The organism is Streptomyces sp. PTL18 (assembly GCF_059510295.1).
Window position 1 is genome coordinate 24864 of record NZ_JCAJZO010000037.1, and the last position, 24411, is coordinate 49274.

At 66.2% G+C, this 24411-nt stretch carries 28 protein-coding genes and 1 pseudogene; 11 read left to right on the forward strand and 18 right to left on the reverse strand.

The genetic code is table 11. The annotated features are described in order from the left end of the window. Positions 1-289 precede the first annotated feature (289 nt). Positions 290-463, reverse strand: a pseudogene (locus AC5WS8_RS35850) (6-pyruvoyl trahydropterin synthase family protein); the annotation flags it as partial. Positions 464-1087: 624 nt separating this feature from the next. Here AC5WS8_RS35850 and AC5WS8_RS35855 point away from each other — a divergent pair. From AC5WS8_RS35855 to AC5WS8_RS35865, 3 genes are all read left to right on the forward strand, one after another. Then, positions 1088-3763 (forward strand): ATP/GTP-binding protein, encoded by a 2676-nt coding sequence (locus AC5WS8_RS35855; RefSeq protein ID WP_496107678.1) that lies wholly within the window; start codon positions 1088-1090, stop codon positions 3761-3763. Between the two features lie 179 nt (positions 3764-3942). Then, positions 3943-4092 carry a hypothetical protein gene (locus AC5WS8_RS35860; RefSeq protein WP_496107679.1) on the forward strand — a complete coding sequence of 50 codons (150 nt, stop codon included), beginning with the start codon at positions 3943-3945 and terminating at the stop codon, positions 4090-4092. A gap of 148 nt (positions 4093-4240) precedes the next feature. After that, positions 4241-4999, forward strand: coding sequence for a hypothetical protein (locus AC5WS8_RS35865; protein ID WP_496107680.1), 759 nt, complete (start codon positions 4241-4243; stop codon positions 4997-4999). Positions 5000-5344: 345 nt separating this feature from the next. On the opposite strand, the gene AC5WS8_RS35870 is transcribed toward AC5WS8_RS35865, so the two are convergent. From AC5WS8_RS35870 to AC5WS8_RS35925, 12 genes are all read right to left on the reverse strand, one after another. Further along, a complete protein-coding gene (locus tag AC5WS8_RS35870; RefSeq protein WP_496107681.1) occupies positions 5345-6514 on the reverse strand; it encodes a site-specific integrase in 1170 nt (389 codons plus the stop codon). Next, the gene (locus tag AC5WS8_RS35875; RefSeq protein ID WP_388066651.1) at positions 6514-6696 is read right to left on the reverse strand and encodes a helix-turn-helix domain-containing protein; all 183 of its coding nucleotides are present in this window, start codon (positions 6694-6696) and stop codon (positions 6514-6516) included. Before AC5WS8_RS35875 ends, AC5WS8_RS35870 begins: the two co-directional genes overlap by 1 nt. Continuing rightward, positions 6689-7993, reverse strand: coding sequence for a replication initiator (locus tag AC5WS8_RS35880; protein ID WP_496107682.1), 1305 nt, complete (start codon positions 7991-7993; stop codon positions 6689-6691). Before AC5WS8_RS35880 ends, AC5WS8_RS35875 begins: the two co-directional genes overlap by 8 nt. 130 nt (positions 7994-8123) lie before the next feature. Next, a complete protein-coding gene (locus tag AC5WS8_RS35885) occupies positions 8124-8354 on the reverse strand; it encodes a SpdD protein (RefSeq protein WP_496107683.1) in 231 nt (76 codons plus the stop codon). Positions 8355-8368: 14 nt separating this feature from the next. Further along, positions 8369-8563 (reverse strand): hypothetical protein, encoded by a 195-nt coding sequence (locus AC5WS8_RS35890; RefSeq protein WP_496107684.1) that lies wholly within the window; start codon positions 8561-8563, stop codon positions 8369-8371. Between the two features lie 10 nt (positions 8564-8573). Continuing rightward, positions 8574-8765 (reverse strand): mobile element transfer protein, encoded by a 192-nt coding sequence (locus AC5WS8_RS35895; RefSeq protein WP_496107685.1) that lies wholly within the window; start codon positions 8763-8765, stop codon positions 8574-8576. An 11-nt stretch (positions 8766-8776) separates the two neighbouring features. Continuing rightward, a complete protein-coding gene (locus AC5WS8_RS35900) occupies positions 8777-9373 on the reverse strand; it encodes a DUF2637 domain-containing protein (protein WP_496107686.1) in 597 nt (198 codons plus the stop codon). 22 nt (positions 9374-9395) lie between these two features. Next, complete coding sequence (locus tag AC5WS8_RS35905) at positions 9396-9605, reverse strand: hypothetical protein (RefSeq protein WP_496107687.1); 210 nt, start codon at positions 9603-9605, stop codon at positions 9396-9398. 92 nt (positions 9606-9697) lie between these two features. Next, entirely contained in the window at positions 9698-11074 is a 1377-nt protein-coding gene (locus AC5WS8_RS35910) for an FtsK/SpoIIIE domain-containing protein (RefSeq protein ID WP_496107688.1), read from the reverse strand. Further along, on the reverse strand, positions 11074-11430 hold the full coding sequence (locus AC5WS8_RS35915) for an SCO3933 family regulatory protein (RefSeq protein ID WP_496107704.1): 357 nt from the start codon (positions 11428-11430) through the stop codon (positions 11074-11076). The genes AC5WS8_RS35910 and AC5WS8_RS35915 overlap by 1 nt, the downstream gene beginning before the upstream one ends. A 319-nt stretch (positions 11431-11749) precedes the next feature. Then, entirely contained in the window at positions 11750-12988 is a 1239-nt protein-coding gene (locus AC5WS8_RS35920; protein ID WP_496107689.1) for a helix-turn-helix domain-containing protein, read from the reverse strand. Next, positions 12969-13283 carry a putative quinol monooxygenase gene (locus AC5WS8_RS35925; protein WP_496107690.1) on the reverse strand — a complete coding sequence of 105 codons (315 nt, stop codon included), beginning with the start codon at positions 13281-13283 and terminating at the stop codon, positions 12969-12971. Before AC5WS8_RS35925 ends, AC5WS8_RS35920 begins: the two co-directional genes overlap by 20 nt. Before the next feature lie 214 nt (positions 13284-13497). On the opposite strand from AC5WS8_RS35925, the gene AC5WS8_RS35930 reads away from it, so the two are divergent. The 3 genes from AC5WS8_RS35930 to AC5WS8_RS35940 all read left to right on the forward strand — a co-directional run bounded on the left by AC5WS8_RS35930 (position 13498) and on the right by AC5WS8_RS35940 (position 15405). Continuing rightward, a complete protein-coding gene (locus AC5WS8_RS35930) occupies positions 13498-13911 on the forward strand; it encodes an ATP-binding protein (RefSeq protein WP_496107691.1) in 414 nt (137 codons plus the stop codon). Next, positions 13908-14333, forward strand: a complete 426-nt coding sequence (locus AC5WS8_RS35935) for a hypothetical protein (RefSeq protein WP_496107692.1) — start codon at positions 13908-13910, stop codon at positions 14331-14333. Before AC5WS8_RS35930 ends, AC5WS8_RS35935 begins: the two co-directional genes overlap by 4 nt. A 535-nt stretch (positions 14334-14868) precedes the next feature. Continuing rightward, positions 14869-15405, forward strand: coding sequence for a hypothetical protein (locus AC5WS8_RS35940; RefSeq protein WP_496107693.1), 537 nt, complete (start codon positions 14869-14871; stop codon positions 15403-15405). On the opposite strand, the gene AC5WS8_RS35945 is transcribed toward AC5WS8_RS35940, so the two are convergent. From AC5WS8_RS35945 to AC5WS8_RS35960, 4 genes are all read right to left on the reverse strand, one after another. Then, positions 15362-16279, reverse strand: coding sequence for an IS5 family transposase (locus AC5WS8_RS35945; RefSeq protein WP_496107694.1), 918 nt, complete (start codon positions 16277-16279; stop codon positions 15362-15364). The genes AC5WS8_RS35940 and AC5WS8_RS35945 overlap by 44 nt on opposite strands. Positions 16280-16578: 299 nt before the next feature. Beyond that, positions 16579-17982, reverse strand: a complete 1404-nt coding sequence (locus AC5WS8_RS35950) for an IS1380 family transposase (protein WP_496107695.1) — start codon at positions 17980-17982, stop codon at positions 16579-16581. Between the two features lie 188 nt (positions 17983-18170). Further along, the gene (locus tag AC5WS8_RS35955) at positions 18171-18938 is read right to left on the reverse strand and encodes a transposase (RefSeq protein WP_496107696.1); all 768 of its coding nucleotides are present in this window, start codon (positions 18936-18938) and stop codon (positions 18171-18173) included. Positions 18939-19025: 87 nt separating this feature from the next. Next, positions 19026-19442, reverse strand: a complete 417-nt coding sequence (locus tag AC5WS8_RS35960; protein WP_496107697.1) for a hypothetical protein — start codon at positions 19440-19442, stop codon at positions 19026-19028. A 180-nt stretch (positions 19443-19622) separates the two neighbouring features. On the opposite strand from AC5WS8_RS35960, the gene AC5WS8_RS35965 reads away from it, so the two are divergent. The 4 genes from AC5WS8_RS35965 to AC5WS8_RS35980 all read left to right on the forward strand — a co-directional run bounded on the left by AC5WS8_RS35965 (position 19623) and on the right by AC5WS8_RS35980 (position 22831). Continuing rightward, positions 19623-20672 carry a DUF262 domain-containing protein gene (locus AC5WS8_RS35965; protein ID WP_496107698.1) on the forward strand — a complete coding sequence of 350 codons (1050 nt, stop codon included), beginning with the start codon at positions 19623-19625 and terminating at the stop codon, positions 20670-20672. A 1-nt stretch (position 20673) separates the two neighbouring features. After that, a complete protein-coding gene (locus AC5WS8_RS35970; RefSeq protein WP_496107699.1) occupies positions 20674-21351 on the forward strand; it encodes an MAE_28990/MAE_18760 family HEPN-like nuclease in 678 nt (225 codons plus the stop codon). A gap of 575 nt (positions 21352-21926) precedes the next feature. Beyond that, positions 21927-22220 (forward strand): HNH endonuclease, encoded by a 294-nt coding sequence (locus AC5WS8_RS35975; RefSeq protein ID WP_496107700.1) that lies wholly within the window; start codon positions 21927-21929, stop codon positions 22218-22220. A 308-nt stretch (positions 22221-22528) separates the two neighbouring features. Then, entirely contained in the window at positions 22529-22831 is a 303-nt protein-coding gene (locus AC5WS8_RS35980; RefSeq protein WP_496107701.1) for a hypothetical protein, read from the forward strand. A gap of 322 nt (positions 22832-23153) precedes the next feature. Here AC5WS8_RS35980 and AC5WS8_RS35985 read toward each other — a convergent pair whose 3' ends face one another. Next, positions 23154-23723, reverse strand: coding sequence for a hypothetical protein (locus AC5WS8_RS35985; RefSeq protein ID WP_496107702.1), 570 nt, complete (start codon positions 23721-23723; stop codon positions 23154-23156). A gap of 314 nt (positions 23724-24037) precedes the next feature. On the opposite strand from AC5WS8_RS35985, the gene AC5WS8_RS35990 reads away from it, so the two are divergent. Then, positions 24038-24379, forward strand: coding sequence for a hypothetical protein (locus AC5WS8_RS35990; protein ID WP_496107703.1), 342 nt, complete (start codon positions 24038-24040; stop codon positions 24377-24379). Positions 24380-24411 lie beyond the last annotated feature (32 nt).

The window sequence follows — 24411 nt, forward strand, 5'->3', positions numbered from 1 at the left end:
ACTGAAACCTGGCAAGGCCAGAATCCGGTCCGCAAGGGGACGCCGCATAGCGGTGGAACGCGGCCTACAGGAGTCATCTTCTCGATCTCCGAGATGTACCGTTTTCATGCTTGGCGTTGGCCGCCATCGGCGTCCACGTCGTCACCCCCGCCGACGGGAGTCATCCCTACCTCGTCGAACCCACGGACGCCGGTCGCGCTGCACTGGCATGACGCAGGAATCCAGCGGGGCGTAGCCTCTTTGGAGGCAACACACGGATGATCCGGCCGCAGGCGTGGCCACCGCCGTTTCACCGCGATGGCCGGTATTCAGCCCATGTCTTGGGCGTCTCCGGAATCTTGACTGCGGTCAACTCCGGATACCGATCGATCCAGAGGTCGAAGATCCATGCAGCCAGATTCTCCGCTGAAGGAAAGATACCCCCCATCGCCTCATTCAAGTGACGATGGTCGAGGGTCTCATCCTTCCCATGAGGACGCCGCTCTTCTCCGTGCCGCCCGACAGCCAGCCTGATCTTGAGGGACGCGGGACTGTCAAGGATGAGCTCAGCTCACCGCGCTAGCGGCGCCGAAGGCGTCCTTGACCGGCCGCTGCGTCCCGGACAATTTCCAGGCGGGCGACCCGGCCCTCCGCCACCCACTCGGCTCGAACACCCGTCTGGGGACAGTGGCGCTGCAACTGGAGAATTACTTGACCGTCGACAAGAGGCAGCGACCTCCGCCTCGAACGCCCGAAGCAGTGCCGACTTGCCCATGCCCGAGTGCCGTCGATCACGAGCGCCCGGCCGCGCCCCTCGGTCACGTCCGACATCAGCGAGCGCAGCTCGTCCACGTGCTCCACGCGGTCGACAAACCCGGTCCGCACCACAGCCCCCGTCTCAGTCATCGGTCACGGAACTTTCGTACCCACAGCGTTACTTGCCGACCACGGTAGACCATGTGAGACACGTCCCCGACTCGGCTCAGCCATGTTCCGGCACTCAACTTCCATATGTCGGACGCGACCTGTGGATCTGCCTGAATGCGGGCTTGCCAGGCGGTCTGTAAGAGAGCATAGATTGGGCTTCAGTTGATCGTCAGGGGGAGCAGTGGCAAGGCGGGATCTTCGAACGCTGTTCAGCTCGAACGACCGGAGCATCGCCGCCAATGAGGCGTTCACGAACCGACAGGCACAGTGGCAGGCGGTAACAGCCTGCCTCGCAGAGCACGTACGGCACGTGACCCATGCGGACTTTGACGTGGAGGACCTGGAAGCTCCCCGCCGCAACGTCCTCGTCTTCCACGGCGTGGGCGGAATCGGCAAGTCCACGCTCTCCCGCAAGATCGAGGCGTCGCTCACCAGCAGCGAGCACCGCCCTGCGCAATGGGAATCGCCGTCCCACCCCGAACAGCGGACGCTGCCAGTCCGCATCGACCTCGCACGCGCCGCAGGCACTGACTTCGAGCGTGTCATCCTCATCATCCGCCTCGCCGTCGCAGCTCTCGGCCGGCCGATGCCCGCCTTCGACCTCGCCCTGCGCCGCTACTGGGAGCACAACCATCCGGGCGAATCGATCGAGGACTACCTGCGCCGGGGCGGACTGCTGAGCCGCTTCAGCGCCGCAGCCGCTCTGCCCCAGCAGATGCAGTCCGCCCTCAGCGACATCGCCCAGGCCCTGCTCCTGCCCGGCACCGTCGGGAGCGCGCTCGGACACGGAGCCGGAGCGCTCGTCAAGGCGTTACGCGAACGGCGGCAGACCGTACGCGTCCTCGCCGGCTGCTCCCGCCTGGCCGACCTCCTGGAGGCCGAGCCCGACCTGGAAGCCCTCAGCTTCTACCCGCACTTGCTCGCCTGGGACCTGGCCCAACTCCCGGCCGACAAGAGCGCGCTGCCCGTGATCCTGCTGGACACCTTCGAGGACACCGGCGACCGATCCCACCGCGACTTCGAGCGCTTGCTCCAGCGCATCGTGTGGCTGATGTCCAACGCGTTCTTCGTCATCACCGGACGCAACCGCGTCCAGTGGGCGGAGACGAGCTTGGAAGGGCAACTCGACTGGGTCGGGCCGAACGCCTGGCCCGGCCTTGTCCCCACTGCCGCTGCATACTCCCGCTCAGATGCCTCCGGCCGCCAGATCCTTATCGGCGACTTCTCCCCTGAAGACTGCGAGGACTACCTGACCCGCAGGCTCAACCGCGGCGGGCAGCCACTGATCGACGAACCGGTCCGCCGGATCATCGCCGAGCGCTCCCACGGGCTGCCCCTGTATCTGGGCCTGTCCGTCATGCGCTACCTGGAGCTTCGACGTGGCGGTAGGCAACCGCAGGTTACCGACTTCGACCATGACTTCCCCGCCCTGATCGCCCGTACTCTCAGCGATCTGACCCCCGACGAGCGTCACGTGCTCCGCTCGGTCAGCTTGCTCAGCGCGTTCTCCGTGCCCCTGGCCACCAAGGTCGCCGGGATGGATCACGATGCACCCGCCCTGCGGCTGATCGAGCGTCCCTTCATCCGGGAATCTCCCTCCGGTGCATGGCCTTTCCACATCCATGACCTCATCCGCTCCGCGATCCGAAACACGGACGACGGCACTGACGACCGCTGGTCGCAACAGGACTGGCAGCGTGCAGCCCAGCGCGCCTTCCAAGCCCTGGAGGACGAGTGGCGCCAGGATCTGAGACGCGACCGAACCGTCCTGGTCAGCTGCCTTCAGCAAGGTCTGCTCCTCGCACGGGACTTCGGTCTCAATCTCGGCTGGCTCGGAGATGTCTCATTCCAGTACGTGGCCGATTCCATATGGGAGCCGCTCGCGCTGACCTCTGCGAGTGACACGTCGTCGGGCGGCCTGCAGACTGCCGCGGATGCCCTGGTGGAAACGCTCGGCGCCATCGCCCGCCGCCAGCACGAGCACCGTGAGCGTACGGCCAGTCGGCTCTCGGCCGTCCTGGCGTCCGGGCTGCTCCCCGATGAGCTGGTCGAACTGGCCACGTACTACCTGGCGAAGGCCCAGCGAGACCTCGGCCTGACCGACGATTCGCGCCAGGGCATGCAGCGCGTCGCCTCCGCCGGCGGCCGACTGGCCTTTGCCGCCGAACGCGGCCTGGCGCATCTGAGTCGCCTGTCCGGGGACTTCCCCTCGGCGGTGGACGCTGCTGGAAGGCTGGGCTGGGAAGGGCGCCACCAGCGAGTACTCGGGGACGTGTGGTGGGTCCAGGGAGACATGGACCGGGCCGCAGCCGCCTACCTGGCAGCCCGCAGCGAAGCCGAACAGCACGGCGTGGTCGGCGAGACCGCCATGTCCCAGGCGCATCTCGCCTTCGCCGTCGCCTTCACCGACCCTACTCAGGCCGATGACGAGCTCGACCTGGCGGACCGGTTGCTGTCGCACCTCAGCCTGCGCTCCACCGAGATGACCGCACGGATCGCCGCGTTGGTACGCGATGCCGGGTACGCCGCAGACCTTCCGGACCGGGCCGCAGTCCTCTTCGCCGAAATCGGCGTCTCCGGAATCTCCTACGCCGCGGCCAAGCTCCAACTGGCCCTGTGCTTCCACTATGCGGTCCTCGACGCCCGAGATGAGCTCGCAGCCGGGATCTCCCGCTTGCGCGAGCTGACCGATAGCGGCGATTACGCGTACTACGTCGAGATCGCCCACTTTATGGCCGCTCTTCCGCTCCCTGCGGACACCGCTCGGGCACGGTGGATCGACGGGGAACAGCGAACCCGTGAACGGTGGTGCAACATCGTGATGACACGCCGCAATCACCTGGGCACGGCCGGATAAGCCTCAGCCGACGAGAGGAGAGCTTCGGCGCTGGGAGGGACCGCGTGTCGGCCACACGCAACCTATGCGGTGGGCCGCCTCTTCGCTGCGGCGCGGGCCGTCTTCGCGTTGGCGGCTGCATTCAGCCGGGCGAGGTGGGCGCGTCGTGAGACTTCACCTCCGAAGGACCGCCCGTCGCCATGGACGACCACGCCGGCGAGCTGAACAATGCCGACACCGCCCGCCAGGCAGCCGCCCGGATCGACCGGCGACGTGTCGGCAAAACCCTGGAGACCTGGGCCTCGCCATCGGCTCGGTCGCGGCAGTCGTCACGATCGCGGACGGTCTAGCAACGGCCGTCATGGCCCTGTTCAACTGACCGCCCAGCTCCGAGGCGAGGGAAGAGAGACGCGTCGCGGTAGGGTCGGCGTCGCTGTGTCCGCCGGATTTCTCCGGACTCCGGATCCTGCGGCGCGGTGCTCAACTACCGTGTGCCTGATGCGACCTGCTGATGTACCGATGCCGCCCGCGATTGCCGCCCGCCCCCGTGATTCTCGCGGCTACCCCGTACCCGCGATCACGCCGTGGGAAAACGGTGTGCCTCAATTCGCCTCCCTCAGCATGAGCCGCGTGTTCCTGTGCGTAGCACAGCGAAGATGCACGGTCTGCGGTTTGGAGGTACCTCCGGGGCCGGTATGGCGGGTGGTGGACACCGAAGAGACCGAGATGCTCGCCGAAGTGCTGTCACGCGGCGTAGGCGACAAGTTCCTCAACATGGCGCCGACTCAGGAGGGCCCGGGCCACCGGTCATGCATGATCTACAGCGCAATGATCTGCCCCTTCCTCGGCGGGCCTGAGGCGCGTCGCAGTCAGGGCGCCAATACGTACGGCGAACAGATACCGCGTGGCGAAGCCAGGGGCAAGAAGGGGGGTGTCGTCGCTTACGACTCCTGCGAGTTCCGGGAGACGCAGGTCGGGCCGGGGTGCGTGTACGGCCATCCCCTTGAGCTGCTGGAATACGAGTACGGAGAGGACCTGCTGGCTGAATTGAAGGAAGCCGTCGACGCTGACACCAAGGCGATGACTGGCGCATGTCCGCCATGGCTACTGGACAACGAAGCCGCAGTGGAAGCGGCATTCGCTCGCGCTATGCGGAGTCCCGAGGATGTAGCAAGGCTCAAGGCCCAGCGCCGAGCGGAAGACGCACGGCGCAAGCGTCAGAAGCAAGCCAAGGCGTCTCGCCGACGAAACCGCTGAGTACATGAGCCGGTGCCGACAGTGTGCCCCCATTCCGTCATAGCGGACGGCGGAAAAGCACAGTCCCGCCCTGGCTCTATCCCTGGGAGCCATCTGGGAGCCAACCCGCTTCCCAAGCCCCTTCCAGGCCACCCCACACCACCGCACCCCAACACCCTGACCAGTCAAAACAGCATACAAACCGGTGATGATCACATCCGAACCTCATTCGGGACGAAGAGGTCGTGGGTTCAAATCCCGCCACCCCGACAGCCATAACAGCAGGTGAGGCACCTACTAGTCACTAGTAGGTGCCTCACCTTTTTGGTCTGCGTGTCTAACTGCGTGACTACCGCTTTCGCGTGTCTACGGACGCCGCTCCTGCGCTCCGAAGATCCCATCCATGACCACAGCCCCGGTCTGAATCACGGGCCGGATCTGCTTCCGGTAGACCTCCTCGGTCACGGCCGTCCCGGAATGTCCGACGAGCCGGGAGATCTCCTCCAGCGGGACACCCCGGTCGGAGAGCAGAGACACGAAGCTATGTCGGAGCTCCCTCGGCATCCACTCATTGGCGTTGATCCCGTCGATGCCCTTGAGCGCCTGGCGGAAGGCACGCCGGACGTTGGCCGCGTCGAGCGGCTTGCCCACGGCCGACGAGAAGACCAGGCCGTGTTCCTCCCACTCCTCATCAGCGGCGAGCCGGTCCCACCCCTGATCTTCGAACTGCCGCCAGAGAGCATCCACACACCGCGCCGGCAGAGCGAGCGTGCGCCGGGACTTCCGGGTCTTCGTGTCCCCGCTTCGCCGGACCGACCGCCAGACGGCGATGTGCGGAGGCTGAGGCGGGTCGAGGTCCGGCCGGCCTTTCAGGAAGACGTGGTCCCAGGTGAGGGCCCGCAGTTCCTCGGTGCGGGCCCCGGTCAGCAGGGCGACGACGATGTACGCGCACATCGAGGTTCCCTCGGCGCCCTTGAGCACGGCCTCAGCCTGGGCGAAGGTGAGCGCCTTGGACGGGCGCCCGGCCTGTCCCTGAGGCACTGAGCACAGCTCGACGACGTTGCGCTTCACCTTGTCCCGCGCCATGGCCCGCTTGACCGCGCGGTTGAGGCAGGAGTGGATTCCCTGGAGTGTGCGTGTGCTGAGCGTCTTCGCCTTGGCGGCCAGCCAGCGATCCACATCCTCCGCACTCAGCTCGCGCAGCTTGCGCGCGCCGAGCGAGGGAATCACGTGCTTCTCGCTCAGGAGTGTCACGGTCTTCACGGTGCTGGGGTCGATGCCCGCCAGGCCGTAGGCCAGCCAGTCCGTCACGGCGTCCTTCACCGTGTAATTGGTGGGCGCGATGGCGAGGCCGTCTTCGTGGTCGCGCAGCACTTCCTTGAGCTTGTTCTTGGCTTCCGTCTTGGTCTTGCCACTCCCCCGCTTCACGATCCGCTTGCCGCTCGGGTCGAAGCCGAGGTTCGCCGTGGCGATCCACCGTTGTCTCTTCTCGTCCCAGTGCAGACCGCCGTCACCGCGGCTACGGCGCTTGGTCATCAGGCAGCACGCTCCATCTGACCGGCGATGAAGTCACCCAGGGCAGAGGCCGGGATGCGCCGGCACCGCCCGATGGCGACCGAGGGCAGACGCCGGGTGCGGATCAGGTCGTAGACCGTCGACCGGCCGACCTTCAGGCGAGCCATGACATCGGCCACGGTCAGCAACTCGTCGTCACGCATGCGTCGGTTCTCCTTCCGTCCCGGGTGCGGGTTCGAGTGAGGCGGCGAGCCAGGATTCGGCGGTGCTGAGGCCGGTGCCGGCGAAGACCCAGTGGGCGAGGACGAGCGTGGTTTCGCCGTCCTGCGGGACAGCCGGTGCGGCTTGGGCCCGGCGCCATTCGGCGCGGGCGTCGCGGAGGGCACCGAGGGTGGTCGAGTAGCGGCGGGACTTGGTGGAGAAGTGTCCGCGGAAGCCGAGCATGTGCGCCCAAGCCCTCAGGCGGAGGTCTGCCAGTTCGGGGCGAACGCCAAGAGCCCACGCAGTACGGATCAGGCGCTGGGCGTGATCCGTGATCCGGGCCTGGGCCAGCTCGGCGAGGAAGCGGATCGGCCGGTCCAGGGTGCCGGTCGCTGTCTCCGCACCCTTGGTGGCGTACTTGGCGATGTACGCCGCCACGGCCCGTTCGGTCAGTTCCTGGCCGCCGTCGAAGTCGGCGGAGCGGATCGTCCGCACATCGAGTTGACGGCCGAAGACGAAGCTGTGCGCACGGCCGTCGATGTCCGGTCCGTCGACGCGCGCGGCGGTGGCAGCAGCTCGGATGGCGTCGATGAGCAGCTCGGCCGAGGCCCACGCCGGAGGCGCGGTGTCGCCGCCCTCCGGGCCGTCGAGACGGATGACGGCGTGGAAGTGCACGGCACCGCGCTTTTGGTACTCGGCCACCTTCGCGAAGGAGACCCGCGCGTAGTGCCGGAACGCCCGCTGGGTGAGGCCGGCTCGCTTGGCGACCTCCCGGCGCAGATAGATCGAGAAGCGCCGCCACAGGGCACCGGCGTGCGCGTTCCAGAGGACGGCCGCTTCGTAGTCGTACCTGTCCGGATCGAGCGGAGTGCCCAGGGCGGAATCCTGCTCGTCGTGGCGGATGCCGCAGCGGCAGTCACGGCCGCCCGAGGGCCGGTTGTGGACCCGCCCGAAGCTCGGGGCGGTGAAGGTGGCGAAGACACGCGGGTGCGTCGCCACCCGTTCCGAGGTGCCCTTGCCGCCGCGCAGTCCGGCGGTGATCAGGTGGTAGGTGTCGCGCCGGTACGTCTCCGCACAGGCCGCGCACCGGGTGGCACGGCGGTTGTTGCAGCGGACGAGGAGCTGTCCGGCGGGGAGGCCGGCGGAGTCGAGGTGGCGCAGGACGCTGCCGATCTCGCCGGTTGTCTTGTTGACCGCGTACTCCGTGTGGTGGCCGTCGAGGCGGACCGGGTGGATACAGCCGCCCAGGCCGGAGAGTTGGTGGGCCAGCTCGGGCAGGTTGCCGAGGGAGGCCAGCATGGAGAGTTCCGCCAGCGGGGGCGGAGTCTGCCGGGTGATGATGGGTGTTCCTTTCGGCTGTTTCGACGGTTGGGGGAACGGCCCCGGGGCGGCGGGATGCTTGGCGGCTTGCTACCGCCCCGGTGGCCGGTCAGCGCTTCTTCGCGCCGCTGAGGAGAGAGCGCAGGACGACGGCCACGGCCGACACGGCGACGGCCGCCAGGAGCGCGGTGAGTACGACGCCGACGACGACCACGCTGGCGACCGCGCCCGCGTAGGGAGCGAGCGACCGACCTGCGGAAGGCACCGGAGCCTGCGCCGGATGCGCGATGACGGGGGATGTCGGCAGCGTCGGGATATCGGGCAGCTTGGGACGGAACACGGCGGACTTCGTTGTCACTTGTGGGTGCCGTTGACCACGCCGACTCCCGAACGGGTGCCGGACTCGATGGCCGGGGCGAGGAAGGTGTGGGAGAGCCAGAAGCCGAACAGAGCGATCATCACGGCGACCCAGAGGCGGATGCCGAGGAACTTGATCGCAGCCCAGGCGACGACGCCCAGGACGAAGACGAGCGGGAGCGAGACGGTCACAGGGGTCTCCTCAGCGCACGGCGCAGCGATGGGTGCGCGCAGCCAGCTCGGCGGCGGCGCGGCTGTCGTAGTCCGTGGAGAAGCCGCAGCGCGGAGCCGTGCAGGCGGCGGTGTGCTTCTCGCGGCCTCGGCCGTCGTAGTACGTGCCGACCTGGACGGGACCGATGCGGACGACGTGGCGGAAGCGGCGGTTGTCGGGCATGTGCGCTCCTTTCAGAGCTGTGCGGCGATGGCTTCGGCCAGCTGCGCCGGAACGCCGAGCCGCGCGCGGAGGGTCGGGGTGTCGATGGCTGCTCCGGTCCGTGCGCGGTGTTCGGTGGCAACTTTCCGGGCGTGGTCGACGAGGGCGGCCGGGACCGGCACTGGGGAAGGAGCGAAGGCCGGTCGAGGTTCGTGCTCGGAGTCGGTCGGCTCGGGGATGACGGGCGTGGGTTCGCCGGTAGCGTCGTGTGCGGTGTGGGCGAGGAGAGTGCCGCCGAGGAAGGCCACGGCGGGCCATCCGGCGACGAGGATGCGGAGCCAGGCGGGTACGGCGCCCAGGTCGAGCAGGCCGGCGGTGGCGACGTTGGCACCGAGCGAGGCGGTCAGCGCGACGAGGAACCAGCACCACCCGCCCGGTTTGGCGCCGCCGGAGCGCAGCCGTCGCCAGGCCGCCACCAGCAGCAGGTCCACGGAGACCGGGTACGCCCACGCCTTCCACCCGTGCTGTCCCGCGGCCGAGGCCAGGTCGTGCAGGTGAGCGAAGGACAGCGCGGCGGCGATGACCGCCTGAACGAGTACCGCGTCGACGCGGGCCAGGTGGGCGCGCACGGTTCGATTCCCTCCAGTGCGGTCAGTCGGTGGACTTGAGTTCATCGGCCCGCGCACGTGCAGCGGCTGCGACCTCGGCCGTTTCCGTGTCGTCGGGCTGGTCGGCGGCGATCCGTTCCAGCAGGTCCGCCTTACGGCTCATGAGTTCGCGGTAGTCGCCGACACCGAATTTGCGGTGGTCGGCCAGGTCGGCGATCAGCGCCGAGACTTCGGAAATGGACGGGCGAGACAAGGTGGCTCCCTCAGGTTTTGGGCACGGGGGGGTAGGGACTTGACACGAGACGGACGTGCCAGCCGTTGAAGCGGTGGTGAGCGGCCAGCTGCCTACTCGGTGAGCGGAACTGGGTTGAGCAGCGATACCGGCACGTCAGCCGGACGGGGCGGCACCGCGGGCCGGAAGGGTTCGAGCGCGGGCAGGTCCGGCACCAGGTGCGCCGATTCCCGGCAGACCTCAGCAGCGTCGCCGAGGGAGAGGTAGGGGGTTCGGATGCGGGACCAGCCGCCGGAGGTGTCACCGGCCACGGCGAGTCCGGGACGTTCGGGGGCGATGGCGCAGGCGGCATAGACCGCTTCAGGTGCGATGTCGCCGAGCGCCATCTTGGCGGAGGCCTCGTCGTTGACGCGGTGGCAGACGCGGCCGGTGAGCTGGGCCCGGAGCATGGTCGCACCCTTGCCGAGTTCCGCGCCGAAGCGCTGTCCGCAGACTTCCAGGTAGATGCCGGCGGCGCGGCCGAGCTGGGCGAGGCGGATGAGCTGGGTGACCATCTCGTCCCGCCGTTCCTCGTCCTTGCGCGTGGCGACGAGGAACAGTTCGGCCACTTCGTCGACGAACAGCACGATGGGCACTGGGCGTTGCTTCTCGGGCAGGCCCCAGATGTCGGAGGTGATCTCCTCGTCCGGGGTGCCGGGCGCGATGCCCTGCCGGGCCTTGATCAGGTCGTACCGGTCTTCCATCTCCTTCACGAGGACCGGCAGCAGCTCGGCCGCCTGCTCGGGATCGGTGGCCAGCGCAGAGAGCCGCGTTGCGAAGGGCGCCAGCTCCACGCCCCGCTTGCAGTCGATCCCGACCAGCGCGACCGGCTGCTGTGCCAGCCCGGTGACCAGGTGCCGCTGGTACATGGACTTCCCCGACAAGGTTGCGCCGAGGGTGAGTTGATGCGGGATGGTCCGGTAGTCCCGTACGAAGGCCGTCGCGTCCTCCCTCAGCGCCACCGGCACCTTGAGGAGTCCGCATTCCGCCTTCCTGGGCATCCGGACGTTGCGCAGCACGTCGAAGCCGACGAGCCGCAGTTCCACCACACCCGGCTTCACGTCACTGACGTACACGGCGTGCACGCCCCAGGCATGCCGCAGCCGTTCCGCCGAAGCGACGACATCTGCCGGCTCCTGCCCCGGGGCCAGCCGTAACCGAAGCCGCAGGCCCGTCGAGGTGGGCCGGATGACTCCCCGGCGAGGAGGCACCGGCCGGACCTCACGGCGAGTCGTCGCCTTGACCGCCAGAGCACGCAGCCGGGAGGGCTGGACGGTCAGGCCGCACGCCTCCATGACGGAGCCGTACGAGCCGAGGAGCCGGGCCGTAGATATCGGCAGGCCGATCGTGGACCAGTAGACGCCCGGGTGACGAGCCCGGGTGTAGGCGGCCCCGCCACCGAGTCCGGCGAGGGGGCCACCCACCTCCAGCAGCGTCAACCAGTCCGACATCAGGCCGAGGCCTCGGCCCGAGCCGCGAAGGTGGCCGGTGTGACGGCGGCAGCGCGAAAGGCGATGCCGTGCCGCTGCTGGCCGTTGAACACGGTCTCCCACGGTCGGGCCACCAGCCCCGGCAGCGAGACCGGAGCGCCGAGCGTCAGGCCCTCAGAGATGCCGCTTTCCGGGACAGTGACCTTGATCAGCGAAGACTCGCCGTCCTCGATGTAGACGGCGCCGATCGTCATGAGTGCCTCGCCGCTGGTGGCGTCCTTGGCGATCTCTCCGGTCTGGCGGTCCCGAACCTTGGGTTCCGGTGCTTCGGTCAGCAGGATGGTGGCCGCCGAAGTCTCCACACGGATGACACGCACAGAAATGTTCTCCCTTGCGTTGCGCCGCACACGCGTACGGCCGCGTTTAGTGACGAATGACTACGCAACGGGAGGTTGACCTCATACCGACTGGGCGCGATACGCTCCAGGAGCGTTGATGCCAAAGACGCACCCGGCCTGAGTGGGCTGCCTCCCGCTCAGGCCACATCTGTTTCTGTGGCCCTTCCGCTTACGCACCGGTGCAGGTCTGCCTTCCTGCTCCGGCCCGTTCGCCTGCCCGCACGCCAACTCCGCTGGACGCGAAGGAGCTTGCCGACACCAACCACAGTAACCCGTACTCCAAGTACTGTCTAGTACTTCAGGTACCAGTCCGTACTTCGTGTACGCCCAGCTCCGCCGCCAGGGTGCGAAGCTCCTCAGAGGGCGGCTGGGCCATGGTCAGCAGGTCCGCCGCGAGCTGCTTCACCATGGGCAGGGCCCGCACCATCTCGGGCGACAGCTCACGCGCCCTGAGCAGCGCCGAGACCGCGTCCGCGACCTGTCGGCGCTGGGCATAGGCCCTGGCGACATCGATCTGAAAGCGCGTTTGCCGTTCCGCGGACAGCCCCGACTCGTCGACGGCCTGTGCGGCCCGCAGTGCGACACCGGCATCCCCCAGGTCCACCGCGACGGCCACCTCGTGCAAGCTGACATTGGTAGGCCCGAACTCGGTGTTGTAGTCGTTGCGCCCGTCGCCGACCTGTTCGGCCATCTCACGAGCGTCACGGAGATACCCGTACGCCTCATCGGCCAGATTCAACCGAGCGGCAGCAACCGCCCGTTGCAGGGTCAGCGCACCACGCAGCGCCACCGCTTCGATCTGTCCGGACTCCGCCATAGGCCGCAGGGCGTCAGCGGCACTCCCGGACACTTGGGCCGCCTGCTCGAAGTGACGGGCGCCGAGGAAGACGAGCGACAACCGGAACTCGCCGGCCGCCATCAGGAGCGGATCATCGGCCCGCTCGGCCGCGACCACGGCACGGTCGACGGCGATCCAGGCCGCTTCGGGCTCCCCCATGTTCGCGAGCGCGCCACTGCACGTGTGATACATGACCGCCAGCAGACGGAACAGTTCCGGACGCTCCGCCTCGGCAACCGAGCGGGTGGCCGACTCCAGCCGGGGAACGAGCCCTTCGAGCAACTCGGCCAGGTCGGCGTAGCTGCCCTGATGCGTGAGCGACCAGGCACGCTCCACCTCAGCGCGGAGCGCCGGAACATCAGGGGAAGCGTTCTGCTGGGCAAGGACCGCCTTGAGTGAGTGCGCCGCACTCAGCACCAGCCGCAGCCGACTCGCACCGGGCGGTTCCCCTTCGGCGACCGACGCCACGATGGGGGCCTCGGCCGCCAGCTCGGCCACCGGAACCTCGAGGACGTCGGCGACCTTCTCCAGAACGGTCATCCGGTCAATGCGGCGTACACCGCGCTCCACCTGGGACACCCAGGCTTCCGAGCGCCCCAGCAGGCCAGCGAACTCCTTCTGCGACAGGCCCCGACGCTTGCGATGGAAGGCGATCTTGCGACCGAGCGCCTTCTGATACTCAGTGCTCAACGTCCACACCCTTGCCGGACACGAAGTCCAGGCGATCAACCTCTGTGGCCGAGAGGTACCGGTCCCGCTCGGAGAGGAATGCCCGCACGTAGTCCTTCGACTCGTGCTCTTCGAACGCGTCCTCATCCCGGTAGAGCTCGTAGAACACGCGCTCCAGAGGACGGCCGTCAACGCGGTGCACGGCGTAGATCACCGTCCCGGGCTCGTTCGCCCGGATCTGCTCACCAGTCCGCACCACAAGGCCGTCGAACGCAGCCGCCGCCTCTTCGTCCTTGCAGGTGAAGCGCACAAACAGACCGAACATGCGAAGTCCTCTCTCGTCGGCATCCAGGTCAGCACCAGACCGCAGGCCGAACGCTATGCGCCGGGCCGCTCGCACGAAAAGTACGAACCCGCACTCCAGGTACGCGCACATTCGGTACGGTGCTAGTACTAATTGTACGGCTCAGCACGGTCTGTGTCAGCCAGTCGGCTCGGCTGACACAGAAAACAGCAGGTCACCCGCCATGGAGGACGCCATGCCCACCCACCGACGCACCTTCCCCGGGGAGCCCCAACAACTCCGCGCCGCACGCAGCTGGACCCGCGCCGCGCTGAACGGCCACCCCCACTTGGAAGACGCCGCGCTGATCGTCACCGAACTCGGCACCAACGCCCTCACGCACACCGCCAGCGGCAAGGCGGCCGGCGCCTTCCACGTCACGCTCACGGTCTCCGAACTGACCGTGACCATCGCAGTGACCGACTCCGGAGACGCCAAAACCAGTCCCGCGGTCCAGCACCCATCCCCCAACGCCACCCACGGCCGGGGACTCGGCATGGTCACGGCCCTCGCGGATCACGTCCTGGTCCAAGGCGACGACTCCGGCCGCACCGTCACCGCCGAACTCCGCATCCCGGCTGAACTCCAGGAGTCGGCACCGTGCTCATGAGTTCCCCACCAGACGACGCGCGCCTCGGAGACCACGTGGGCAAACCCCGCCGCGGGTACTGGTGCGAGTGCTGGAAACAAGACCTCACCACGCACCAACAGCCGGCACTGCTGGCATCCTTCGACGCCTACTCGGCACCACAGGCAGACAGGTGGGTCGCGGTAGCGCTCCGCACGATCTCACCGGCGCTCGACCCGGACGCCTCGGACGAGGCATGGAGCTGGTTGTACGAGGGCCGCATCCACACGAGGCGGGCGCTCCTGCGCGCAGAGCCCTGCACGGTGACCATCGCCCAGGCCAGCACACGCGTGACGTGGACGATCCGACCAGTGCTCTTCTTGCCGCTCGCCCACCGCCAAGGTGTCGAACTCCCATCCTGCACGGACGATTTCAGGCCTCACACGCCCCACGCGAGCGACTGAGTTACAACCTTCTTCACGGGTTCAAGGCGGCTCGCTCCGCTCACCGCGCGCGGCCCGGCCCCCGGCCGGGCCTGCGCTCCTGTCTCCGCCCCGCTCCAACCCGGCCGGCGCCCGTACCGCGCACACAGCAATCAGCCGCCTGAGGCCAGAGAAGGAGTACGTCGTGGCTGGGGCGGTCGACTCCACGGCTTTACGGAGCCACTTTGGCGCGAGCCTCGAAGATCATGGCCCCAACGTCGTGCTTTACCGGGCAGGTCCACTACCTGCCCGACGCGCCGGAAGCTTACGGGGCCATGATCACTCGCGCCAAAGCAGCGCCACCCCAAAGCCGCTCCACCGACCTTGTGACCGCAGCAGCGCGACGCGATACCTGCAAGGCCATAGCAACCGCCCCCGCAGGCCGCCCACCGGCGGTGCACCTAAGAAGCTGTTGTCTTTCCGGACGTGATCGACGCGTTTGCGCTGGTCGGGGATAGGTGTGGTGGTTCCGTGGGAGTGGTGGCCTGTCGGGTCGTCGTTCCCGGGGAGGTCGCGGATGCCGTCGGTTGTTGGACTGCTGGAACAGCACGAGCTCGCCGCTCGGCGTCGAGTCGACGGGCTGCGGGAGGAGGCCGACCGCATCCAGGCTGAGCTGGCCGAGGCTGAGCTGGAATGGCGGGAGTGGGCGATCGCTCGCAGGCGGGTCGATACGGTGCTGGCTTCGGACGACGGTGCCACCGCCGAGGCCGAGGTCACCGCGGATCCGCAGGATGCGCAGGTGCAGTCGGCGCCTGGGGATGCGGCGAAGCCGAAGTCGCAGGTGCCGGTGTGGCGCCAGGGGCTGGCCTGGTCGGTGCTGTCGGTCGACTACCAGCGCATCCTCGCGGCGCTCGCGGACCGGGCCCGGCTCCATCAAGGGCCGCTGACCTGCCAGGAGATGGCCGCCGTGTTCGGCATGGACGTGGTGCCGGCGAGGGTGGAGGCACTGCGGTCGAAAGCGAAACGCCTGGTGGCCCGCGGCTGGCTGGCCGAGCAGCAGCCGGGCCGGTTCACCCTCGCGGCAGGCGTGAACGGGCCAGGCGACGGGTCATGAGCATGGTCATCGACCAGTAGACCATCGCCTCCGCGCTGGTGGTGCGCCGCTCGAAGTCGCGCACCAGGCGGCGGCTGCGCATCAGGTGGGCGAAGAGGCGCTCGACGATCCACCGCTTGGGCAGCACCACGAAGCCGCGCATGTCGTCGCTGCGTTTGACGATCGCCAGGACCAGGGCGAACGTGGCCAGGCAGTGCTCGACGAGGCTGCCGATGTAGCCGCCGTCGGCCCAGACCAGTTCAAGCCGGTGGTGGGCGTCGGCGACCTGCTCAAGCAGGACCTGGGCAGCGGTGCGGTCGCCGACATCCGCGGCGGTGACCATCACGCCCAGCAGCAGGCCGAGGGTGTCGACCACGACGTGCCGCTTGCGGCCGTTGATGAGCTTGCCGCCGTCAAAGCCGCGGCTGTCCGCGCCGACGACGGCGTCCGCCTTGACGGACTGCGAGTCGATCACCCCGGCCGTCGGCTGCGCGTCCCGTCCCAGTTCCTCGCGGACCCTCGCGCGCAACCGGTCGTGGAACTCCTTGACCAGGCCATGGTCGCGCCAGCGGCGGAAGAATGCGTAGATGCGGTCCCACGGCGGGAAGTCGCCGGGCATCGCCCGCCACTTGATCCCGTTGTCCACGAGATACCGGATCGCATCGAGCATGGCCCGGTGGCAATACGCCTCCGGCCGGCCGCCCCGGCCGCGCATCCAGCCCGGCACCGGCAGCAGCGGCAGGACCCGCGCCCACTCCGCGTCCGTCATGTCCGTCGGATACCGCCGCTCACGCATCGGGTTGTCGGCGGCGTTTCCGAACCGGTGAGCCAGGCAGTCACACTCCCAGGTGACCGCGCTGGACTGCCCGGCCATCGGCACGCAAGACTGCTGCACCAGGGCCTCCTGCTGCTCGGTGATTCGACACCAACGAGCTGTTCAGGAGGCCCTGTCCGTATGCGCCCAGCGCCCCACGACCACCCGATCGGGACTCCCGTTCGACGCGCATCCCTCAAGATCGAAAAGACAACACCTTCTAACCTCCCTGTTTCGCTTCGGGTGGCTGAGCTGGTCGGATCGCGGTGAAGCGGTGGTTCCGGTTGCTCGTGGCTGGGTGGGCATGGCCGGGACCCGACGCGCGGGTCGGTTTCTCCAGGGTTCCTCGGGTCGTGGGTGGTCAGGGGCGGTGCTGCGGTTCAGGTGGCCGGCCGTGGCAGGGCTGTGAGGCGGGCGAATGCGTTGGTCAGCTCGTTTCGCCAGGGCCAGGTTGCGGAGATCCGCAGGTGCAGGCGGCGACCGCCGCGGGTGATGCGGGCGGCTGCGTGCAGCAGCCGGTAGCGGAGCTTCTTCGGCTCGGCGGTGGCCAGTTCGCCTTCCAGCAGCAGAGTGCGCATCCAGGCGAGCAGGTCGAGAGCGGTCAGGGACAACTCCAGCCACGCTTGGTTGATCGCGAAATGGCGGGAGGGGAAGCGGCCGAAGCCGGTGGTCTTGCCGCAGCGGATGCGGTCCTCGACGCGGGCGTGCGCCCGGTGGCGTACTTCCAGATGCTGCAATGAGCCTTCCCCATAAGGGGTGTCGGTGAGGAAGACCTGGTGGCGCATTCCCTCGTCGAGGTCGAACAGGGAGAGTTGGGCGCCGGGATGCGGGCGCTCACGCCGCACGATGATCCGCGTGCCCTCGGGGTAGCCGTCCAGGTCCACAAGGTCGGTCAGCTCGGCGACCTCCGCGCCGGTGCGCAGGGAGCCGTCCTGCTCCAGCGCGGGATGCCAGACGTGCCCGGGCAGGGCGCGGATCGCGCGGCGGACCGGTTCGGTGACGGGATACCCGACTGAGAAGAACGTGTGGATGCCGCGCGAGCGCAGGGCGCGTATGTGGGTCAGGAATGCCTTGGCGCTTCCGGCGCTGTCGGTCCGGATGAGCAGGTCGGTGCCATGGCGGTGGGCGTCGGGGATCTGGGCCAGGGCCTGCTCCAGTACGGCGATGTGATCGGCGGCGGTGTTGGCCCCGGCGTTGCCCGGCCGCAGCAGACCGGCCAGGGCTTCGCCGGTGTTGTCCAGGAAGCACAGCAGCGGGTGGTAGCCGAAGCCGCGTTTATAGGTGGCAGCCGCCTGCTCCTTCTCGGAGTGGCAGGTGACCAGGGTGGCGTCGATGTCCAGCACCAGGCCGGGCAGGTCGCGTCCGCCCGCGTGGGCCGCGGGTATCCCAGGGCCGGTGTCGGCGGCCTGCATCCAGGTGACTTCGCGGGCGGCGGCGCGGGCCGCCCGCAGTGCCGCGAGGGCGGCAGGATCGATGCCGGCCAGCAGCCGCCAGGCGGTCGGAGTGGAGGCCACCGGACCGAACACCTCGGCCTGATCGCGCAGTAGAGCCAGGTCAGTGATGGCCTCGCCGCCGTCGGCGAGCATCACCGCCAGATCCACCGCGATTCTTCCAGGGGCGTGCCCGGTGCCGCGTGGCCGCAGCCGGCGCAGCGCGTCGGAGAACGATGCGGTCAGGCCGGTGGCATCGGCGAGATCGGCCAGCAGGCGGGACCCAGCGTGGTTGATCACCCCGCGCCCGTCGGACGAGACGACGAGCTTGGGGCGCGAGGCGGTAGTGTGCACGCAGAAAGTGCCTTCCTGCTGGAACGACGGAGACCTTAGACAAGCCTCATCGTCCCAGCTCAGAAGGCACTTTCGCGTTTCCGCTCAAGATCCGGACACCGTAGCAAGTGAAAAGCGCAGGCTAAGGGCTGTCCCGTAATTGATCACTGGCATGCTGGGGCGAACCGCGGGCTGGGGTGATCGCTCGGCTACGCGGCCTGGCTCAGGTTGTGCAGGCGGGCAATGCCGAGCATGGCGTGGTGGAGGCCGTCGCCCTTGAGTCGGCAGTCGCGGAGGATCTTCCAGGTCTTCATCCGGGCGAAGACGTGCTCGACTCGGGCGCGGACCTGTTTGTGGGAACGGTTGTGCTCCTGCTTCCACTGGCAAAGCTCGCCGTCGGCTGGCCGGCGGTGCGGGATGACCAGGCCAGTGCCCGGGTAACCGCCGTCGGCGATCGTCGTAGTCCGGCCGATGGTGGCCTTTGCACCGGACTCGACCCAGGCCTTGCAGTCGTTGCGGTTGCCGGGGACCGGGCGCCCGACGGCGACGACCAGTCGGGTGTCGGCGTCGATGACGACCTGGTGGTTGGTGGAGTATCGATAGTTCTTCGACTTCTCGGCGATGCTGTGGTCGCGGGTGGGGACCAGCGTGCCGTCCACGATGAGCACGGTGTCCTTCCGGAACCGCTGTCTCTGCTTGAGTGCGAGCAGGGGTCCGAGGTAGTCGACGACGCGGTCGGCCGCCGACTTCGAGATTCCGAAGAGGGGCGCGAGCTGCCGTAGCGTCAGGTTCGTGCGCCAGTAGGCTGCGACGAGGAGGGTGCGGTCCTCAAGTGACAGTGACCAGGGGCGTCCTGGGCGGACCGCATCGGCACCTTCGCGCCGCAGCATCGTGATCAGCTTGCCGAACGCGCGAGGGCTCAGCCCGGTGAACGGGGCTATCCAGGACTGCTCCGATGCCGTGATCACACTTGTCACGTCAAGATCATCGCATCGCTACCCCGGGACCCTCACGCGTGGTGCTGCACCTTGATCTTCCCCGTCTGACACCACCCGGCGCGACGCTCAGGTCGTGTCGGGCTCGGTGGCCGACGGGGAGGGTGGGAGTTCGTCGCGGCTCTCCGGGGTGAAAGCGTCGCGGCGGGCGAGGGTCACCGACAGAGGCAGACCCAGCCGCTCGGCCGCGCGTCGGCGGACACGCACCTGTGATTGGGTCCGGGGGCGGAACGAAGGGAGCCGCGAGCAGCCGCAGCCGGGGCGGTGGTCGTAGGTCAGCCCCTCCGCGAGCACGGTAGCAACGACGGACCATGCCTTCGCGTCGCGTCGCCGGGGCGCGGCGAAGTCGTAGCCTGCGAAGACGAGCTCCTGACGACAGCCAGGACAGATGCGCTTCCGGATCGGCCACGTGCTGCCCTTGAAGGAGAGCCGGCACGCGACGCACACGTAGTGCCGGAAGGCGCCGTTGAACGCGTGGTAGCACATGGCCAAGAGGCTACGCGTCGCCCATGGGCGGGCCCAAGCGGATTCGTGGCGCCCCGGTATGCCCAGTCAGCCGCCCGTCCGCCGCCCTGGCGCGAGCGAATAGCGGGACAGCCCTTAGTTTCGATGTCCATGCTCACCAACCGTGTGACACGGCATGTGTACAGGCCCTAACCTGCAGTCATGAGTGATCCGAAGGCGATGCAGGCGCAACTCGAAGCACAGCGCAGGAAGATCGATGTCGACAACTACACCATTACCGTACGCGAGTTGCTGAGCATGGCCGAACGTAGCGAACTGAAGCGAGCGCCAGAGTATCAGCGAAAGTTTCGGTGGGATGAGGAAGCCGAGTCCCGACTGATTGAGTCGATCCTCCTTGGCCTTCCGGTACCTAATCTATTCTTCGCTACAAACGATGATGGATCTTGGGAAGTAGTCGACGGACTGCAGCGAATCTCCACTCTAATTCACTTTGCTTCCGACTCAGACACGCAGCTAGCAGAGATCAAGAAGAAGACACCGCTCGTACTGCGTGAACTCAAGAAACTCGATCAATTCAACGGCTTGACTTACGAAGACTTGCCCCCCTCAATAAAGTTCGCATTCACCAAACGCGGCCTGGGCGTAACGGCCCTCTCGGATAAGAGCGACCCGCAGATTCGCTTCGACACTTTCGAGCGCCTCAATCGAGGTTCGGTCGAGCTGTCCAAGCAAGAAGTTAGGGCCTGTATTTACGAGGGACCGTTCAATAAGCTAATTCGTGAGCTTGCCGACACAGAAGACTTTAAAATTCTCGTCAAACTGCAAAGAAAAAACGAGGAGAACGCTACTCGCGAAGAACTGGTTCTGAAGTTCTTCGCCTACCTTAATAAGCGATCCGATTTCACGGGTGCAGTGCACGACTTCCTTAACGCCTACATGGAAGCCAATCGCTACTCCTTCGACGTCAATGAAGGGCGAGAGCTCTTCACTGAAGTCGTGGAGGAGATCCTGAATATAACTCAGGGACCGCTTCTCCGGTCAAACACACACGTCACCCCCCAAAACGAGCTTGAAGCCGTTATGGTCGCATGCGCCGAGCTTCTACAAGAGCACGGGGAAATCGGTACGCCTCCCTCTGGCTGGCTGGACGACAAGCAGCTAGTTGCCGCTAGCACTGGCGCCACTAATACGCGCCCCAAGCTCAGGGATCGCATCGCTCGGGCTAAGGAACTGCTCACGCCGGAGGGGTGACGTGGGTGCTACCAGAAGTTTCGCCGGTGTAGACGCAGCTGTCGTGGCGTTTGGGGATTCCCTCAATGAAGTCAGGCAGAACCTTTACTACTGTGACGCGAACTTTCGCCAGGCGCGCTTAAAGGATGTGCGGAGCAATATTCACGCCGCCTCGTACGTTTATGTTGCTGCAGCAGTCGAGAAGTGCATCAACGCCGCTTTGACGGCAGTCATCGATGAAATAAACGCGGCATCAATCCCTCATAGCGATTTGCGTGTGAGTTTGTTCGCGATGATTGAGTCTAATCGCCTCGAGTCCCTGCAGCAAGTTCGAGGGTTGAAGATGTGGAAACGCCGGCAGGAGGTGTTTTCGAATCTCTATGACTCCTCCCCTTGCCAAATGTCCATCGAATACCTCCCACTCGACGGGCGCACCATTCGACTGGATCACCTAGAGACGATATGGGAAGTGTTCGGATTTCCGGGATCCTCTATCCCTTCTCCATTGCACGCCCTAGCTTTGCGAGACCTCGCTGACGCAAGAAACAAAGTGGCCCACGGGGAGGAAAGAGCTTCAACGGTCGCAGGAAATAAGTCAGTTACCGACACCCTCAAACTCTTCGGAAGGGTAGAGGAAGTAATAACACACTTCTGGGATGCGGCTACTGATTATCTCGCCAATCAAAGCTACAGAAGGTAGTTGCAGGGAAACGAAGAGGCGCTCCATTCAGGGAAAGGCTGCAGAGCTTTCCCTCCGTTCCTAGCCAGTGGTCGTTGCAGCACGCGGGCTCAGGCACCGTCAGCATGCGGACCTGGTCCGTCGGCGCACCCACCGTCGTGGCGGACTTCCGTTGGCTGGTGTTCGTGCCACAACGGTGCCAGAAGCAGGGGTCAGCAGCGGTCAACGAGGGTGAACAGTGGGCGCATCCGTGCCGGATGGCCAGACCAGCGAAGCCGCAGGTCACCTGTCGTACGGCCCAGCCTCTCTCCTAAAGCGGTGCTCACCCTCTGCCCCGCTCGAGACCAGGGCGTGAAGCCTGCGGACCAGTCCTAGTGGAACGGTCAGCCCTGCTCTGTTGGGGGCCTAGAGGCGATGCTGTTTACCGGAACACCTCATACGGTCCGTCGCCACATGGCATTATCGACAGAACCCCCGAAGGGGAAAATCAAGCATAAATTGGATGGACTATGCCTATCAATAGCTCCTCCCGAAAGGTTCTTTGGGCGCGCTCGGGCGGAATCTGCGCGTTCTCTGACTGCCTCCAAGAGTTAACCGTGGACCTCAAAGACGAAGAATCCAAGACCCTGTCCGCTGCGGGTGTCCCGCTGGGCGAAGAGGCACACATTATTTCCGGCGCACCAGGCGGGCCAAGGTATGACAGCGATTACCCCCAAGCGCGAGTCGACAGCTACGAGAATCTCATTCTCCTCTGCCCCACACACCATCGACTTATCGATAAGGCTGAAGGAGTGGGGTTTTCTGTCGACGCGCTACGCCGAATGAGGGTGTTCACGAAGCTGAGCAGCGCGCTGGAAAAACCGATTCTCAACGGCGCCGCGAGGAGATAGAACTCAGAGTTTCAGCCGTCATCGAGGTTTGGGTAGCAAAGGCCAACCTGGACCAGTGGGATAGCTTCACCAGTAAACTGAATTCGCCGATACCGAGGCTCGCCGGCGCAGATATCGACGCCCTAGCGATCGAGTCCGAATGGCTCACAGGAAGAAAGTTGCCGGAGGAATATCCGAGGATTCGGAGATCTTTCGCGAATTACTCTCTGGTCCTAGTGGACACCGTTAGGCACATTCGCAGGGTGATGGATCGATTGGACGGACGAGAAGAAATCTATGAGATGCATAGAGCTCACAAGCATAGAGATATGAGCCAGAAGGAATACGATGAATCACTCCGGGAATTCCAGTTCAACACCGACGTCCTGTATGAGCTCTCCTTCGAATTGACCAAAGCCGCGAACTTCGTCTGCGATGCTGTCCGTGCAGAACTAGATCCCCTGTTTCGTCTTGAGCAGGGTGTACTGCCACTCCGGGTTGGAGCAGGGTTGTTTGGAAGTGTGTTGCTGGCCGAAGAGTACAGCGAAGCGGAATCAGAGCGCGATTCACCGTATGTGGGATTCACTGCGCTCGTAGAAAGGGTGAAGACGCAAGGAGGAACATCGCGATAGCATCGATTGGACTCGGATCAGCCAGACCGCGCACCCTCGATCACTGCTAGAGCGATCTCCCAAAACGGGTGTCGCTTCCCCACCCGGCCCGGCTCGAACGGGCTGGTCTCCCCACAACGAGCCGGCATGTGAGAAAGCCGCCGCCGGCAGAAGCAGGCCATGTCAATCTACTTCCGGGGAGCCAAAGGCACGACGGAGTCGCGGTGCAGCAGCGAAGTACAGCAACCACGGCGACCACAAGTGATCGCCAACGCCCGTCAGTGGCCGACTGACCAGCCCACCAAACCTCAATGACCCCCACCGAGAGTTCGTGACGAAGGAGCTACTCAGATCCCTTGGCTCGCCGATAGGCGAGGGCTGCAACCTCCTCGGGCGAAAGGGACTTCACATAAGTCTCCCATCTGAGCTGAGCCTCGTGCTGTATCGCGTCAGGGAGGGTGTCGAAGGTCCACGCTAGAAGATCAACTGTGCAATCTCCGAGCTCCTTCGAGAGTTCAGTCAGGGCGGGACGACTTACGGGGGATTCAGTCCAAACAAACTGTCTGTATCTACTGTTGTGAGCCGTGACGGCTCCGTCCGCTCCAACCGACCACATGCCGTGGGCCAAGTCGTTCCGCTGCTTACTTGCTGCCCTGACCCTAGACAGCAGCTGCCGCAGCTCGTCGCGCTTCTCGGGTGAAACCTGATCATGCACTCTGCTAATCGCGTCGATCATTTCCAGCAGGTTGGAGGTCGACTGACCAGCGACAACGATTGCGGCGTACTTCGAACCGATCAGAGCCGCAGCCAGCGTCCTCAACTGGGTTTCGAGGGCAGCGGCGCCCTGTACGACCCGCCCGAGAGCTTCGGCGAGCAATCGAGATTGATCCTGATCTGAACTATCTTCTTCCATGCGGCTAGGTTCTCCAGCCGCTCCATGGCAGAGCAAGGGACTTTCAGCAGCCGGCCCGGTACGCATTGCGGTCTACCCAGCCCAGGTATCTGGGCCGTCTCTGGGCCGTCCGAGGTCGCTCAACAGCAGCCAATGACGACCAACGACGACCACCAGGCGCACGAACCCACCGCTCCTGAGCAGGGAAAACCCAGGTCGCCAAGATCCCCGACAAGACCCAGGGCAAGAAGACACCGGCGAACGGGGAGCCTTGACCACGTGTGGCCGCAGGTCACGGGCAGCTGTCCGGCGGCACAGCGTGTGCATCATGAGGCATGGGGATCGATCTGGAGCTGCACTCATCACGGCCGGCTCACAACAACTGGCGCAAGTCCCGCGTGACACTCCTGCGGAGCTCCTACGGGCACGGCGACGCGCTAGCCGATGCGCTCGGCTCGCTCCAGCTCCTTGGAGTACCGGGGAGGCTCACTGCCGTCGATCCGTACGGGGACACGTTGATGAACGAGCAAGAGGCCGCAGCCGCCCTCCAGGAGATCCACGGCCTAAGGCAGAGATGCGGCGATGAACGTCAGCTCGCCGCACTGGACGACCTCGCAACGATGCTGGAAGAGTGCGCGGCCACCCCAGGAAGTTACTTGTGGTTCGCGGGCGACTGAAGCTCGTGCCACGTCCGCTGTGTGCGTGTCTA

Coding starts and splice junctions, on each gene's coding strand:
- AC5WS8_RS35910 (WP_496107688.1), bottom strand. CDS start 11,074: ATGTCGGACTGGTTGACGCTGCTGGAGGTGGGTGGCCCCCTCGCCGGA.
- AC5WS8_RS35860 (WP_496107679.1), top strand. CDS start 3,943: ATGGACGACCACGCCGGCGAGCTGAACAATGCCGACACCGCCCGCCAG.
- AC5WS8_RS35990 (WP_496107703.1), top strand. CDS start 24,038: ATGGGGATCGATCTGGAGCTGCACTCATCACGGCCGGCTCACAACAAC.
- AC5WS8_RS35985 (WP_496107702.1), bottom strand. CDS start 23,723: ATGGAAGAAGATAGTTCAGATCAGGATCAATCTCGATTGCTCGCCGAA.
- AC5WS8_RS35875 (WP_388066651.1), bottom strand. CDS start 6,696: ATGCGTGACGACGAGTTGCTGACCGTGGCCGATGTCATGGCTCGCCTG.
- AC5WS8_RS35965 (WP_496107698.1), top strand. CDS start 19,623: ATGAGTGATCCGAAGGCGATGCAGGCGCAACTCGAAGCACAGCGCAGG.
- AC5WS8_RS35940 (WP_496107693.1), top strand. CDS start 14,869: ATGCCGTCGGTTGTTGGACTGCTGGAACAGCACGAGCTCGCCGCTCGG.
- AC5WS8_RS35865 (WP_496107680.1), top strand. CDS start 4,241: ATGCGACCTGCTGATGTACCGATGCCGCCCGCGATTGCCGCCCGCCCC.
- AC5WS8_RS35980 (WP_496107701.1), top strand. CDS start 22,529: ATGAGCCAGAAGGAATACGATGAATCACTCCGGGAATTCCAGTTCAAC.
- AC5WS8_RS35880 (WP_496107682.1), bottom strand. CDS start 7,993: ATGCTGGCCTCCCTCGGCAACCTGCCCGAGCTGGCCCACCAACTCTCC.
- AC5WS8_RS35930 (WP_496107691.1), top strand. CDS start 13,498: ATGCCCACCCACCGACGCACCTTCCCCGGGGAGCCCCAACAACTCCGC.
- AC5WS8_RS35925 (WP_496107690.1), bottom strand. CDS start 13,283: ATGTTCGGTCTGTTTGTGCGCTTCACCTGCAAGGACGAAGAGGCGGCG.
- AC5WS8_RS35895 (WP_496107685.1), bottom strand. CDS start 8,765: ATGCCCGACAACCGCCGCTTCCGCCACGTCGTCCGCATCGGTCCCGTC.
- AC5WS8_RS35935 (WP_496107692.1), top strand. CDS start 13,908: ATGAGTTCCCCACCAGACGACGCGCGCCTCGGAGACCACGTGGGCAAA.
- AC5WS8_RS35870 (WP_496107681.1), bottom strand. CDS start 6,514: ATGACCAAGCGCCGTAGCCGCGGTGACGGCGGTCTGCACTGGGACGAG.
- AC5WS8_RS35960 (WP_496107697.1), bottom strand. CDS start 19,442: ATGTGCTACCACGCGTTCAACGGCGCCTTCCGGCACTACGTGTGCGTC.